Source organism: Streptosporangium sp. NPDC023615 (assembly GCF_040640155.1).
Lineage (GTDB): Bacteria > Actinomycetota > Actinomycetes > Streptosporangiales > Streptosporangiaceae > Streptosporangium.
Map to the genome: position 1 here is coordinate 1 of NZ_JBFABE010000019.1, position 13,555 is coordinate 13,555.

Annotated in this window: 12 protein-coding genes; 5 read left to right on the top strand and 7 right to left on the bottom strand. The window is 74.0% G+C overall.

Going from position 1 to position 13,555, the window contains the following annotated elements:
- The first annotated feature begins 370 nt into the window (after window positions 1–370).
- On the top strand, window positions 371–862 hold the full coding sequence (locus AB0G16_RS16215; protein ID WP_362805120.1) for a hypothetical protein: 492 nt from the start codon (window positions 371–373) through the stop codon (window positions 860–862).
- A gap of 152 nt (window positions 863–1,014) precedes the next feature.
- Complete coding sequence (locus tag AB0G16_RS16220) at window positions 1,015–2,184, top strand: ADP-ribosylglycohydrolase family protein (RefSeq protein ID WP_362805123.1); 1,170 nt, start codon at window positions 1,015–1,017, stop codon at window positions 2,182–2,184.
- Between the two features lie 73 nt (window positions 2,185–2,257).
- Here AB0G16_RS16220 and AB0G16_RS16225 read toward each other — a convergent pair whose 3' ends face one another.
- From AB0G16_RS16225 to AB0G16_RS16235, 3 genes are all read right to left on the bottom strand, one after another.
- The gene (locus tag AB0G16_RS16225) at window positions 2,258–3,901 is read right to left on the bottom strand and encodes a GMC oxidoreductase (RefSeq protein WP_362805126.1); all 1,644 of its coding nucleotides are present in this window, start codon (window positions 3,899–3,901) and stop codon (window positions 2,258–2,260) included.
- Window positions 3,902–4,083: 182 nt separating this feature from the next.
- A complete protein-coding gene (locus AB0G16_RS16230; RefSeq protein WP_362805130.1) occupies window positions 4,084–4,596 on the bottom strand; it encodes a carboxymuconolactone decarboxylase family protein in 513 nt (170 codons plus the stop codon).
- Window positions 4,593–5,675 carry a dihydrodipicolinate reductase gene (locus tag AB0G16_RS16235; protein ID WP_362805133.1) on the bottom strand — a complete coding sequence of 361 codons (1,083 nt, stop codon included), beginning with the start codon at window positions 5,673–5,675 and terminating at the stop codon, window positions 4,593–4,595. The genes AB0G16_RS16230 and AB0G16_RS16235 overlap by 4 nt, the downstream gene beginning before the upstream one ends.
- 368 nt (window positions 5,676–6,043) lie before the next feature.
- Between AB0G16_RS16235 and AB0G16_RS16240 the strand changes: the two genes are divergently transcribed.
- Entirely contained in the window at window positions 6,044–7,096 is a 1,053-nt protein-coding gene (locus AB0G16_RS16240) for a class I SAM-dependent methyltransferase (RefSeq protein WP_362805136.1), read from the top strand.
- A gap of 88 nt (window positions 7,097–7,184) precedes the next feature.
- Here the strand turns inward: AB0G16_RS16240 and AB0G16_RS16245 are convergent, their stop codons facing one another.
- The 4 genes from AB0G16_RS16245 to AB0G16_RS16260 form a co-directional block, all read right to left on the bottom strand.
- The gene (locus AB0G16_RS16245; RefSeq protein ID WP_362805139.1) at window positions 7,185–9,377 is read right to left on the bottom strand and encodes an elongation factor G; all 2,193 of its coding nucleotides are present in this window, start codon (window positions 9,375–9,377) and stop codon (window positions 7,185–7,187) included.
- Window positions 9,378–10,040: 663 nt separating this feature from the next.
- The gene (locus tag AB0G16_RS16250; RefSeq protein WP_362805142.1) at window positions 10,041–11,333 is read right to left on the bottom strand and encodes an erythromycin esterase family protein; all 1,293 of its coding nucleotides are present in this window, start codon (window positions 11,331–11,333) and stop codon (window positions 10,041–10,043) included.
- A 263-nt stretch (window positions 11,334–11,596) separates the two neighbouring features.
- Entirely contained in the window at window positions 11,597–12,112 is a 516-nt protein-coding gene (locus AB0G16_RS16255) for a hypothetical protein (protein ID WP_362805145.1), read from the bottom strand.
- A gap of 126 nt (window positions 12,113–12,238) precedes the next feature.
- Complete coding sequence (locus AB0G16_RS16260; protein WP_362805148.1) at window positions 12,239–12,586, bottom strand: helix-turn-helix domain-containing protein; 348 nt, start codon at window positions 12,584–12,586, stop codon at window positions 12,239–12,241.
- Between the two features lie 100 nt (window positions 12,587–12,686).
- Between AB0G16_RS16260 and AB0G16_RS16265 the strand changes: the two genes are divergently transcribed.
- The gene (locus AB0G16_RS16265) at window positions 12,687–13,397 is read left to right on the top strand and encodes an NAD(P)H-binding protein (protein ID WP_362805151.1); all 711 of its coding nucleotides are present in this window, start codon (window positions 12,687–12,689) and stop codon (window positions 13,395–13,397) included.
- A complete protein-coding gene (locus AB0G16_RS16270) occupies window positions 13,394–13,537 on the top strand; it encodes a hypothetical protein (RefSeq protein ID WP_362805153.1) in 144 nt (47 codons plus the stop codon). The genes AB0G16_RS16265 and AB0G16_RS16270 overlap by 4 nt, the downstream gene beginning before the upstream one ends.
- The last annotated feature ends 18 nt before the right edge of the window (window positions 13,538–13,555 follow it).

Genomic DNA, 13,555 nt, shown 5'->3' on the forward strand with positions numbered 1-13,555 from the left:
GAGGTGGGCGTCGAGGCGCTGATCGGCACGATGATCGAGGTGCCGCGCGCCGCGCCCCCAGGGTCCGCGCCACCGGCTCCACGTGCCGGGTGACGTGCCCGGTTATCGGTCCGCCACTCCCCCGGGGCGGCGGACCGTACGCGAAAACCTCCCCATCGCGCCTTACCGTCCCTTGACCCCGTCCCCGTCCCCGTCCCCGTCCCCGTTCGCGCGCGTGCTCGTCGCGAGGTCCGGGAGGGCGGACCGGGCCCGACCGGGCCGACCGGGCCGACCGGCGCCACGACGCCCCGAGGGGACGTTCGTCCCGGCCAGGACATCCACCCTGGGTGATACTCGATCACGCATGGTAGTCAAAGGAAAGGGGTTCCCCATGCGTGCTCGTCCCGCCTCGGCCGCCGCCACGCTGCTCGCGGCCGCCTCCCTGGCCATGGCGCTTCCCGCCGCGGCCGCCACGACCGATCCCGTCCCGCCCGGGACCTACGTGATCGCCAACTCCGCGGGACAGTGCCTGCGCACCGAGGGCGTCTTCAACGCGAAGGTCACCCTCGGCCCGTGCGACACCAGGTGGAAGGTCACTCCCGCCGACGAGGAGGGGGCGGTCGTGATCCGGCACGCGGACACCGGCAACTGCATGGCCTTCGCGCTGGAACGCATCTATCCCCCGAGGGTCGCGACGATCCCGTGCGAGGTGGGCGGCGCGGCGCAGGGCTGGCTCGTGCGCGAGGCCGAGGCCGAGCGGGTCACCATCGCCGGCCCGCGGGGAGGGGGCTACGTGACCGGGACGGGGGCCGACCGGCCGCTGGTGATACTGCCCGACGACGAGTCCGCCGACCGGCGGCTGTGGACGTTCAGGCAGGCCTGAGGGCGTCGGCCCCGCTTCGAGGGCGTCACCCCCCGGGCCGGGCCGCGTCCGGGGGGCGACCTCGTCCGGGCGGACGACGACGCCGCTCCCGCGACGGGGTGTACAAAGGTCGGCATGCGATGGTGTGATTTTTCCGTAGAAGCCGGGCGCTCGTGACGGCCGGTCCGCTCGACCGGCGCGACCGGGTGCGCGGCTGCCTGCTGGGCGGCGCGCTCGGCGACGCGCTCGGAGCGCCCGTCGAGTTCGAATCGATCGGGAGGATCCGCGGGCGGTACGGCCGCGGTGGCCTGACCGGCCCGGTCCCGGACTGGCGCGGCAAGGTCGGCCTGATCACCGACGACACGCAGATGACGCTGTTCACCGTGGAGGGCCTGCTGCGTGGCGGGGACGTCGACGCGGTCCGGCGGGCCTACCTGCGCTGGCTGGACACCCAGGAGCACGACTCTCCCCCGCCTCCCTCCGCCACCGCGAACGCGGGCACGATGAACAGCGCGGGCACGGCGGACGGCGCGGGCACGGCGAACGCGGGCACGGCCGGTGAGGCGGTGCGCACCGGCGGGCTCCGCGAGCAGGCCTGGCTCTACTCACAGCGCGCCCCGGGAAACGCCTGCCTGTCGGGCCTGCGCAAGCTGCGGCGCGGCGCCCCGCCGTTCGTCCCGGTACCGTCCGGCGGACGGGGACCGGTGAACCCCGACTCCAAGGGCTGCGGGACCGTCATGCGCTCGGCCCCCTTCGGCCTGGCCTCGCCGAGTGCCCGTCACGCCTTCGACCTGGCCGCCGACTGCGCCCAGATCACCCACGGTCACCCCACCGGCTACCTGTCCGCCGGCGCCCTCGCCGCCCTCGTCCACTTCCTGGTGGAGGACGCGACACCGGATCGGGGCGAGCCCCTGGCCCGGGCCGTGCGGGAGACGACGGACCTGCTGGCGACGTATCCCGCGCACGAGGAGACCACCGGGGCGCTGCGCGCCGCCGTCCGCCTCGCCGCGGAGGGCGACCCGACCCCGGAGAGGGTCGAGTCGCTCGGGGGCGCCTGGGTCGCCGAGGAGGCGCTCGCGATCGCCGTCTACTGCGCCCTGCTGAACCCGGGACCGGGTGACGTCGGGGCGGCCCTGCTGCTCGCGGTCAACCACTCCGGGGACAGCGACTCCACCGGCGCCGTCTGCGGCAACCTGCTGGGCGCCCTGCACGGCGAGGCCGCGCTGCCCGGCGACTGGCTCGCCCACCTGGAGGGCCGCGACGCCATCGCCGGACTGGCCGACGACCTCGCGGCCCGCTCCGGGGACGGTCACCGGGCCACCGGCACCTGGCTCGCCCGCTAACCCGTCCCCTGACCCGGGGCTCGCCGCCCGCCCTGCCCCCGGCTCCGGCCGGAGCCGGGGGCAGGGGCGCGGGTCAGAGGTCGACGTCTATGATCTTCTCGATGTTCCGTTCGGCGAGTGCCGTGATGGTGACGAACGGGTTGACGGTGGTGTTGCCGGGGATCAGCGAGCCGTCGACGACGTACAGGCCGGGGTAGGCGGTCAGGCGGCCGTAGTTGTCGGTGGCCCTGTTCAGCACCGCGCCGCCGAGCGGGTGGTAGGTGAGGTGGTCGCCCCAGATCTTGTAGACGCCGAAGAGGTCGGTCCGGTAGATCGTCCCCTCCTTGGAATTGATCTTGTCGAAGATCGTCCTGGCCATGTCGATGGACGGCTGCTTCCAGGAGGCCTGCCAGTTCAGCTCGACCCTGCCGGTCGCGGCGTTCCAGGAGAACTGCGCGCGGTTCGGGTTCCTGGTGATCGACAGGTAGAACGAGGCGAAGGTCTCGATGCCGGTGGGCAGCGGGGCGACCTCGGCGAACGCGCCGCCGGCGGCCCAGTTGTCGATGCCGGAGCAGGGGATGGACGACTGGAGCGCACCGGTCGGGTCCCACAGGTGGTTGGCCCGCCCGCACATGACGTTGCCGTTGTCGCCCCACCCCTTGCCGATCTCGCCGTTCAGGGCGGGCAGCACGCCGGTGGCCCTCAGCTTCACCAGCAGCTTGCTGGTGCCGACGCTGCCGGCGGCGAAGAACACCCGGCCGGCGGTCACGGCCTTGGTGGCCGTGACGGCGCCGCCGGTGTCGAGCTGCTCGATGACGACCCGGTAGCGTCCCCCGGACGCCGGGGCGACCGAGGTGACCCGGTGCAGCGGCGAGATCGCGACCCTGCCGGTGGCCGCCGCCCGGGCGAGGTAGGTCTTCTGCAGGGACTTCTTGCCGTGGTTGTTGCCGTAGAGGATCTCCCCGGCCAGTGCCGACCTGGTGGCGGTCCCGGCCGCCTCCCGCTTCATGTAGTCCCAGTCGTACACGTCGGGCACGAAGACGAACGGGAAGCCGGAGCGCTGGGCGTGCTTGCGGCCGACCCGGGAGTACTGGTAGCACTCGGTGGAGTCGAACCAGGCGGGGTCGACGGTGCCGACCCCGAGCCCGGCGTTGGCGCGGGGGTAGTAGACGCCGTACATCTCGTCGGCGTTCACCGACGGCAGGACGGCGGCGAAGTTCTCGCGGCGGGGGACGACCGCCATGCCGCCGTTGACCAGCGACCCGCCGCCGACGCCCCGGCCCTGGTAGACCGTGATCCCGCCGAACTCCTCGGCGTCCAGGATGCCGGTGTAGCGAGGGATGTCCCGGTCGATCGGGAAGCCGAGGAAGTAGTTGAGGGGTGCCTTGGTCCTGGTGCGCAGCCAGTAGGAGCGCCTGTCCGGCTCGCGCGTGTTGCAGAAGATCTTGCCGTCGGGGCCGGGGGTGTCCCAGGCCATGCCCATCTCGATCATGTGCACGTCGACGCCCGCCTGGGCCAGACGCAGGGCGGCGACCGCGCCGCCGTACCCGGTGCCGATCACCAGGGCCGGGACGTGGGCCCCGTCGGCGATGACGGGAGCCGCCGAGGCGGCGTGCGCCCGGGCCGCGCCCGCCTGGCCCCCGAGGGCCGCAGCGCCCAGGATGGAACCGGTTGCAGTGATGAATCCGCGACGCGAGACGCCCTTCGAGCCAGCACCTTCGTGGGCTGTACCGGCCATGTGACGCTCCTTTCTGGAAACAAAATGAGAACATGTTCTACATAGTGTTCGCGCCTTGGATCATCGCTTGCCAAAGGTGGTTCACGGCCGGTCGGCCGGTCGGCCTCCCGGATCGGGACGCGTCCGCCCGTACGCCTGGACGCGGGGTCAGGGCGTCCCCGCCCGCGGGCCGGGACGCGGGGTCAGGGTGTGTCCGCCCGGGTGCCCGAGGGCGACGGGCCGCCCGTCAGGACGCACATGGTGTCCAGGCCCAGCACGTGGTTGAGCCTGCCGAACGCCAGCCAGGAGCCGAGGCTCATGCTCAGCTCCACGATCTCCGCCTGGCTGTAGTGCGCGGTCATCCTGGCCCAGAACTCGTCGCCGAGCCCGTGGTGGTCCAGGGCGTACCGTTCGGCGTACTCGGCCGCCAGGCGGGTGCGGTCGTCGAAGGCGCCGGTGGTACGCCACCGGGCGACCGCGTCGGCGAACCCCTCCTCGACCTTCTCGCCGTCCCGCTCGGTCCGCCAGTCGAGACAGAAGACGCACCCGTTGATCTGGGCGATCCGCAGCCGCGCGGCCTCGAACTCGCGCAGCCCCAGGGTCGTGTGGGCGTAGACCGCCATCGAGAACCTCGACGCGGCGGGCCCGATGCCCGGGATCATCTCCCCCCACACGTACTCGATCGCGTCCCTGCCCTCGGGGATGTCGATGTTCACGGTCGTCTCCTTCCGAGCCTGCCGGTCGCGGGACGCAGCGGGACGTCGAGCGCGTCGTAGAGTCCGGGTTCCGCCTCCACGAGCCAGTGGACCGCGCCCACCAGGCGGCCGACCGCGGTGGCGTTCCCGCCCGCGGCCCGGTTGCCGCCGGCGTCCGTGGCCTCGACCGTGACCTCGATGCGCGGGTCACCCTCGATGATGACCCGGTGCGCGCCGTCCCCGCCGCCGGGCGGGACCGGCCAGTCCGGGGCACAGGAGGCGTGGATGCGCGTGACGTGCTCGACGACGATCCGGGGGACGCCGCCGACGACGCCCCGCACCTCGAACCGCACCGCACCCTGGGTGCCGGCCGCGAACTCCCCCATCGTCGCGGTGCCCACCGTGGCCTCCAGCGGACGCCGCTGGAGGGTCTCGGTGATCTCGTCGAGCTCGACGCCGAGGGCGCGGGCCATCAGCCGCACCTGGCCGCCCCACACCATGGTCGGGACCGTCGGCGCGAGCATCGGCGGCTCGTAGTCCATCGGCTGGCCCATGCCGACGAGGTACCGCACCGAGTCGGGCTGGTCGTAGGCGGAGTAGTCGAAGATCTCCTGGCAGCGGACCACGTCCACGACGGTGCCGAGCCCGCTGACCAGCAGCGGCAGCACGTCGTTGCCCCAGCCGGGGTCGACGCCGGAGACGAACAGCGAGCCGCCGCCCTCGGCGACGGCGGCCAGCACCGCCTCCCTCGTCCCGGCCGGGGCGTTGCGCTGGTCGTAGAGCGCGTACAGGGCGGGGGTGACGACCACGGCTCCGGCCCGGACCGCCCGGACGACGTCGGCCAGGGCCTCGTCCGGGCGGATGTCGCCGGAGGCCGCGTACACCACGGCGCCGGGGGCGGCGGCCAGCACCGCGCCGGCGTCGTCGGTCGCGGTGACCCCGAGTTCGTGCCCGAGCCCGGCGAGCTCGCCCGCGTCGCGGCCCACCTTGCCGGGGTCGTGGACGAGCACGGCGGTGAGTTCCAGTGCCGGGTGGGCCTCGACGGCACGGATGGCCGCGCGGCCGATGTTGCCGGTTCCCCAGACGACGGTGGACACCATGGGCGGAGCGTAGCAAGCGCTTGGTTTGGTGTATAGTGCCGCCGCCCCACCGGATCGCCGCCGTCGCCACCCGCGTCCCCGCGGGCGCGTCCTCCCCCGCGTGCCCCGCCCGTCCTCCTCCTCCGCGTCCCGGCACGCCTCTTCTCCGCGTCCCGGCACGCCCCTTCTCCCGCGCCTCCCGCGCCCCCGCCCCCTCTCCCCGGCGCGTCCCGTCCGCCCGGAGGTCCCCGGTCCGCGACAATGGCCGGACCGCCCGCAGAACGACGGCACCGGCCCGTGGAACGAGACCGCGCGCCGCTGTGTGCATCAGTACCTTCTCGTTCCTTCCTCCCACGGTCACAGTCGGACGCGACCCTGAGGAGATGAGCATGGAGAAGACCACCGGGGAGTTCGCCGAGCGGCTGTTCGCCTCGGCGCTCGGGACGATCGAGATCCTGTCGGTGCACGTCGGCGACCGGCTGGGCTGGTACCGGGCGCTCGCCGACCACGGCCCGGCCACGCCCGCCGAGCTCGCGGCCCGAACCGGCTGCGCCGAGCGCTACGCCCGGGAGTGGCTGGAGCAGCAGGCCTGCTCGGCCGTCCTGACCGTCGAGGACGACGGCCGTTTCGCGCTGCCGCCCGCCGCCGCGGAGGTGCTGACCGACACCACCAGCCTGTCCTACCTGGCGCCGGTGGCGCGGATGCTGGCCGGAGCCGCCGTCCAGTTGCCCGCCCTGCTGGAGGCGTACCGGACCGGCGGCGGTGTCGGCTGGTCGCGGTTCGGCGCCGACGTGCGCGAGTCGCAGGCCGACATGAACCGCCCCTGGTTCGAGCGGGAGCTGGCCGGCGCCCTGGCGTCGGTCCCCGACCTGGACGCGGTGCTGGCCCGCCCGGACGCCCGGATCGCCGACCTCGGCTGCGGCGCGGGCTGGTCCACCGCCGCACTGGCCCGCGCCTACCCGGACGCGCTGGTCGAGGGCCTGGACGTGGACGCCCCCTCGGTGGAGGCGGCCACCGCCAACGCGGCCGCGGCCGGGCTCGCGGGCCGGGTGTCCTTCGCCGTACGCGACGCCGCCTCGCTGGAGGCGGGCCGCTACGACGCGGTCTTCGCCTTCGAGTGCCTGCACGACATGCCCCGTCCGGTGAGCACGCTGGAAGCGGCGCGCCGCGCGATCCGGCCGGGCGGGCAGGTCGTCGTCATGGACGAGGCAGTCGGCGAGACCTTCACCGCGCCCGGCGACCAGACCGACCAGGTGATGTACGGGTTCAGCCTGTTCATCTGCCTGCCCGACGGGATGGCGGAACGTCCCTCGGCCGCGACCGGCACCGTGATGCGGCCGGACACGCTCCGCCACTACGCCCGGGAGGCCGGGTTCGCCGACATCGAGGTGCTGCCGATCGAGGGGTTCGGCCTCTGGCGCTTCTACCGCCTGCTGCCGTAGACGCCCCCGGCCGCCCGGTTCGCCGCCTGCTCCCCACGGGCGACCCGGGCCCGCCGGTTCACCGCCTGCTCGCTCGGACGGCCCCGGCCTACCCGGCGTCACCGCCGCGGACGGCCGGGGCGTACCCGACGGCCCGGGTGGTGAAGGTCCCCCGGCCCTGGGTCCGGCCGCGCAGCCGGGTCGCGTACCCGAACAGCTCGGCCAGCGGCACGGTCGCGGTGACCACCACCGTTCCCGCTCGCGCGGTCGACCCCGAGACCCGGCCGCGCCGCGCCGACAGGTCACCCATCACCCCGCCCGCGGCGTCGCCGGGCACGGTGACCGTGACCTCGGCCACCGGTTCCAGCAGCACCATCGCGCAGGAGCGCAGCGCCTCGCGCAGGGCGAGCCGACCGGCCGTGCGGAACGCCATCTCCGAGGAGTCCTTGGGGTGGGTGGCCCCGTCGGTCAGCGTGACCCGCAGGCCGGTCACCGGATGCCCGCCGAGCGGGCCCTCGGCCAGGGCGTCCCGGCATCCGGCCTCCACCGCCCGGACGTACTCGCGCGGCACCCGCCCGCCGACGACGGCCGAGCGGAACGCGAAGCCCGCCGCACCGGCACCGTCGGTGCCGCCGTCGGCGCCGGTGACGACCTCCAGCGGCTCCACGTCCAGGACGACATGGGCGAACTGCCCGGCACCCCCGTCCTGCTTGACGTGCCGGTACAGCACCCCGGACACCCCGCGCCCGACCGTCTCGCGGTAGGCCACCTGCGGCCTGCCGACACCGACGTCCAGGTCGTGGGTACGACGGATCCTCTCCACCGCCACCTCCAGATGCAGCTCGCCCATCCCCGACAACAGCGTCTGACCGGTCTCGGGATCGGCCCGGACCACCAGCGAGGGGTCCTCCTCGACCAGCCGCGCCAGCGCCGACGCCAGCCGGCCGGCGTCGACGCTCCTGCGCGCCTCGACCGCGACGGAGACCACCGGATCGGCCACGGACGGCGGTTCGAGGACCAGCGGCGCCGAGGGCGCGCACAGGGTCGCCCCGGTGCGGGCCGCCTTCAACCCGACCACCGCGACGATGTCCCCGGCCACCGCCCGGTCCACCTCGGTGTTCCGGTCGGCCTGCACCCGCAGGATCCGGCCGATCCGCTCGGTACGCCCCGCGCCCGCGTCCAGCACCGTCTCCCCCTTCCGGATCGTCCCCGAGTACACCCGCAGGTAGGCCAGCCGCCCGGTGGCGGTCGCGTTCACCTTGAACACCAGCGCGGCCAGCGGCGCCCGCGGATCGGCGGCCCGCTCCTCCACCACGCCGCCCGCCGTTCCCTCCTTCGCACCGGCCGTCATCCCGCCCGCCGCGCCCCTCGCCGCGCCCCTCGCTGTGCCGTCCGTCGCGCCGTCCGTCGCGCCGTCCGCGACGCCGCGTACCGGCGGTACGTCCAGCGGAGAGGGCAGGTAGGCGACGACGGCGTCCAGCAGCGGCTCGATCCCGCGGTCGCGGTAGGCCGACCCGCACAGCACCACCACGCCCTCACCCGTACGGGTCAGATCGCGCAGCGCGGCGGCCAGGGTCGGCTCGGAGATCGCCGCGTCCGCGCAGAACTCCTCCAGCGCGAGCGGGTGCAGCTCGGCCACCGCCTCCTCCAGGGACCGGCGGCGCCGGAGCGCCTCCTCCCTCAGGGGTTCGGGCACCGGCCCCTCCTCGAACGTGCCGCCGGCGGCCCAGACCAGTGACCGCATGCGCAGCAGGTCCACCACCCCGGTGAAGGCGTCCTCGCGCCCGATCGGGAGCTGGACCACCAGCGGGACCACGCCCAGCCGCTCGCGGATCGACGCGACCGCCGCGTCGAGGTCGGCTCCGGCGCGGTCCAGCTTGTTGACGAAGGCGATGCGCGGCACCCCGTGCCGGTCGGCCTGCCTCCACACCGACTCGCTCTGCGGTTCGACCCCGGCGACGGCGTCGAACACGGCGACGGCGCCGTCGAGCACCCGCAGCGAGCGCTCCACCTCGTCGGAGAAGTCGACGTGGCCGGGGGTGTCGATCAGGTGGATGCGGTGGTCGTCCCAGACGCAGCTCACCGCGGCGGCGAAGATGGTGATCCCACGGTCGCGCTCCTGGGGGTCGAAGTCGGTGACGGTCGTCCCGTCGTGCACCTCGCCACGCTTGTAGGTGGCGCCGGTGACGTACAGGATCCGTTCGGTGATCGTGGTCTTGCCCGCGTCGACGTGGGCGAGGATGCCCAGGTTGCGGACGCCGTCCAGCGAGTCGGTGATGTGGCGGTGCAGGTCGGTGCGCACGGCTCATGGCCCTTCGGGAGGATCCAACGGAACAGCGCGATTTCCGGACGGGACGACCCGGGATCGGGTCGTGAACGGCCCCCGGCCCGGCGCGGCCGCACGGGGACGCGCCCCGGCGGCCGGTCCGGCACCGGACGGTCTCCCGCCGGCGGGTCCGACACCGGGAGGTTCGCCGTCGGCGGTCTCACACCGGGCGGTTCGGCACCGGGTGGTTCCGTGCCGGGCGGGTGGGGGTCAGACGTTCGTCACGGAGCTTCGACGCCGGCCGCGCGGCCGGTGTCGGGCACCGAGGAAGACACCAGGATCACGTCGTAGCGTGACGGGGGAACGACGACAGAGGTACGGTGGCGCACGGTCTGCTCCCCTCACCGGGTCGAAGGCGCGCGCCGCGGGGCGCGGCGACGCGTGATCAGTGGCGAGTGTAATGAGACCGGCACCGGCGGGAAACCGGTTTTCCCGCCGGCGGCCCGGACCCGGCTCCTTCGATCGGGAGGGCCGTCCCCGCCCGGAGGCGGCCCGGACGGATCGGCACGGGTCGGCACGGATCGGCATGGATCGGCATGGACCGGCACGGATCGGACGATCAGGTCAGGCCATCAGGTCCGCGTCCGGCTCGGGGACGTCGCTCCCGGCCGCCTCCGCCGTGTCCGGACGGCTACCGGGTCACGCGTCCCGCCCCGGGGCGACGTGCCTGACGAAGACCACCCCGTCGGTCTCGCCCAGGTGGCCCGGGTCCAGCGGGAAGTAGCCGTGGTCCGCCGACGTGTCGGTGCGCGGGACCGGTTGCGTCCCCGCGGCCACGAGGGCCGCGGTCAGGCCCGCCGGGTCGACGACGTGGCGGTTCCCCGGGAGGGCGGACAGGATACCCTCCAGGGTGCCGGGGTGCGGGACGCCGAGCCCGTGGTGCGGCGCGGCTCCCAGGGCCGACGCCACGAAGGCGTACGCGCCGCCCAGCCGCTCGGCGACGATCGCGCCGGCGCTCCACCACCTCAGCGTCCGGCCCTCCAGCGGCCCCCAGCCCGGCGGCAGCCGCCAGAGGCTCTCGTCCCGCTGGAGGTGGCGGTTGTGGGCGTGGACCAGCGTCGGCCCGGCGCCCGCCCGCTGCTCCGCGACGGCCAGCAGGTTGTCGGCCATCATCGCGTCGCGAAGGCCCATGAGCCGCACCATGCGCGCCGGAGACGTGTCGGCCATCGCGGCGTGATAGCGGAGCAGGCCCGTCGCACTGCGCCCGTACAGGCAGGCCCGCCACCAGTCGTCACGCGAGGACGCGCGGATCAGGCGCGGTGACTGCGCGGTGAGCGACGCCAGCAGGTCGTCCGCGACGAGGCGCAGCTCCCCGGCGTCGGCGGACGATCCCACGGACCGGGAGGGGTCGGTGAGGATCGCGGGATCGGTCCACCGGTCGTCGGGGCCGAGCAGGCCCTCGACGGTCTCCACGGTGTGCGGGACGAGATCGTCGTCCAGGTGGGCGGAGAGGTAGCCGTGCAGCGCGGCGAGCGCCCGCCCGGGGCTCTCCGGGCCGGTCATCTCGATCGGGGCGTCGAACCCGTGGAAGGAGACCCGGTCCGACGCGGGACGGTCGCGGTTGTACTCCCTCATCCACCGCACGAGCTCGCGGTTCGCCGCCGACCCGGCGAATCCGGGGCTGAGGCCGCGACGCATGACGTCGTCGAGCGTCCCCTTCCCCTTCGTGACGTACGCGTCGACGATCAGGCCCGCCAGGCAGTCGCTCTCCAGCGCGATCGACCGGTAGCCCTCGTGCTCGACGAGGTGCCGGAAGATCTCGTTGCGCAGTCGCGGCAGCGCCTCCTCCCCGTGCATGGGCTCCCCCAGGCCGAGCAGGCGCGGCCTGTCCGGAAGCGACCGGAGGAGTCTCGCGATCGCGGAACCGAGATCGGCGGCGCTGTCGGCGGCGAAGGCCCACGCGTCGTCCCGGGTTTGAGGGTCGGCGGCCATGACGGCTCCCGTCTGCTCGGCGATCTGGTGGCACCTTCAACCGTATCGTTGAACGATGTATTGAAGCTTTTTCCGCTTCTTACCTGGTCACGAGGACGAGACCTTCAAAGGCATGGTCGCCCCAGGCCGGACGGGTGGCCTCGGGGACGGCGGGAAGGGACCGCCGGGAACCCTTCGGTCCGGTGCGCCGTCATCCTCCGCCGAAGCCCTTCGACCCGGTTCGCGGGGTCATCCCCGCCAGCCCTTGGGCACGGTTCGCGCCGTCATCCTCCCGCCGGCCGCGGCGACCGCCCGGTGCACAGCGCGTCGAGCCGCTCCAGCGTCCTGGACATGTTCTCGATCCACCAGGCACGGCCGTCGCTCATCTCGGCGCGCTTGTCCTCCGGCAGGCGGGAACCGTCGAAGGTCTCGGTCACGATCGTCGCCCCGGGCCCGTCGGGGACGAGATCGAAGACCCACCGATGCCCCCACCGCCCCTCGGGTGCGGACGCGTCCGGATGACCGCGCCCGGGTTTCGGCTCCCAGCCGACGCGCCGGTCCGGTTCGTACTCCACGACGTGGTTGTCCATCTCGTAGTCGCCGTGCCGCTCGTAGTACATCCGCATGACGAAGACATCGCCGAGTCCGGAGATCACCGCGTCGGAGGCGGGCCCCCGCACCATCCCGGAACCGTCCAGGTCGAGGTGCCGCCCGGGGTCCGTCAGGATCCCGAAGATCTCACCCGCCGGAGCCTCGATGCGACGGGACACCGCCACGGGCTCGTCGGCCTCTCCCACCATCGGCACACCTTTCCCGACCGCGGAGCACCGGACTGACGCTCCGCGCGTGATGCTACGCGGGAGGGAGGACAGAACGGCCGCGAAGGAGCGGACGACCGGTGCCGGCGGGGCCGGTGCCGGGACGCGTCACGCCTCGCGCGCGTCCAGGATCTCGTCCCAGTGCTCCCACGTCCACTCGCACACGGCGTTCATCGGCTCGATCATGCTGCGGCCGAGCGGCGTCAGCGCGTACTCGACCCGCTGCGCGGGATGGACGGTGCGGGTGATCAGGCCGTTGCGCGTGAGCGTCCGGAGCGACCCGGCGAGCACCTTCGCGGTGATGCCGTGCAGCGGGACCCGAAGCTCCGAGAACCGCCGCGGACCGTCCTCGAGACAACGAATGATCATCCCTGCCCACTTGTCGCCGAAACGGATCGGCGCGAGATCGGACGGGCAGGCCGGGTCGAACATGTCCGGATCAAGCGGCTTCGTCATCACTCCACGGTAACCGGTATCCCGTCGGTAACCACCTGTCCAGGTACCTTCCCGGCAGCGGCCGGTGATCGGATCCGGCCCGGGGAACGAGGGGTGCGAAATGAGCGACGTCATCGTCTTCGGCGCGGGCGGCAGGGCCGGTCGGACGGCCGTCCACGAGGCCCGCAGGCGCGGGCACCGGGTCACCGCCGTCGTCCGCGACCCGGCACGGCACGGCGACCTGGCGGCGGACGGCGTACGGGTCGTCGCCGGCGACATCACCGACGCGGACGCCGTCGCGCGGCTCGCCCCCGGTCACGACGCCGCGATCGCCGCCGCCTACGACTTCGGCACGCCGCCCGACGTCTTCTTCGCCGCCGCCGCCCGTGCCCTGCTCGACGGGCTGGCCAGGGCCGGCGTCCCCCGCCTGGTGTCCGTCGGCCTGGCGTCGGTGCTGGAGACCGCCTCCGGGACACTCCTCATGGACACCCCCGGCTACCCGCAGGAGTACCGGTCCTTCTCCCTGGGCCACGCGGCCGGGAACGAGGTGCTGCGCGCCTCCGGCACCGGGATCGACTGGCTGGTCGTCAGCCCGAGCGGCGACTTCGACCACGGCGGCCCCCGCACCGGCCGCTACCGCAGGGCCCCGGCCGAGGCGGGCAGCCGCATCTCCTACGCCGACTTCGCGATCGCGCTGCTCGACGAGATCGACTCCCCCTCCCACCACCGCGTCCACCTCGGCGTCGAGAAGGCCCCTGACGTCGGGAAGGGCGCCGACACCGGGGAGGGCTTCGGTGCCGCGAAGGATCCCGGCGTCGAGGAGGGCCGATGAAGGAGGAGGTCGTCGACAGCCCGGACGAGTGGGTGGCCGGGCACATCCGCCGCTTCGTCGAGACCGGCGGCCGGGCCCGGCCGGGCATGAACGACCTGCTGCTGACGACCCGCGGCCACCGGGCCGGACGCACGGGGTGACGGGCGGCGGCCGCCGGG

Excerpts from the sequence above, each read along its gene's own strand:
- AB0G16_RS16215 (WP_362805120.1), top strand. The coding sequence starts at position 371 with ATGCGTGCTCGTCCCGCCTCGGCCGCCGCCACGCTGCTCGCGGCCGCC.
- AB0G16_RS16225 (WP_362805126.1), bottom strand. The coding sequence starts at position 3,901 with ATGGCCGGTACAGCCCACGAAGGTGCTGGCTCGAAGGGCGTCTCGCGT.
- AB0G16_RS16235 (WP_362805133.1), bottom strand. The coding sequence starts at position 5,675 with ATGGTGTCCACCGTCGTCTGGGGAACCGGCAACATCGGCCGCGCGGCC.
- AB0G16_RS16240 (WP_362805136.1), top strand. The coding sequence starts at position 6,044 with ATGGAGAAGACCACCGGGGAGTTCGCCGAGCGGCTGTTCGCCTCGGCG.
- AB0G16_RS16250 (WP_362805142.1), bottom strand. The coding sequence starts at position 11,333 with ATGGCCGCCGACCCTCAAACCCGGGACGACGCGTGGGCCTTCGCCGCC.
- AB0G16_RS16255 (WP_362805145.1), bottom strand. The coding sequence starts at position 12,112 with ATGGTGGGAGAGGCCGACGAGCCCGTGGCGGTGTCCCGTCGCATCGAG.
- AB0G16_RS16260 (WP_362805148.1), bottom strand. The coding sequence starts at position 12,586 with ATGACGAAGCCGCTTGATCCGGACATGTTCGACCCGGCCTGCCCGTCC.
- AB0G16_RS16265 (WP_362805151.1), top strand. The coding sequence starts at position 12,687 with ATGAGCGACGTCATCGTCTTCGGCGCGGGCGGCAGGGCCGGTCGGACG.
- AB0G16_RS16270 (WP_362805153.1), top strand. The coding sequence starts at position 13,394 with ATGAAGGAGGAGGTCGTCGACAGCCCGGACGAGTGGGTGGCCGGGCAC.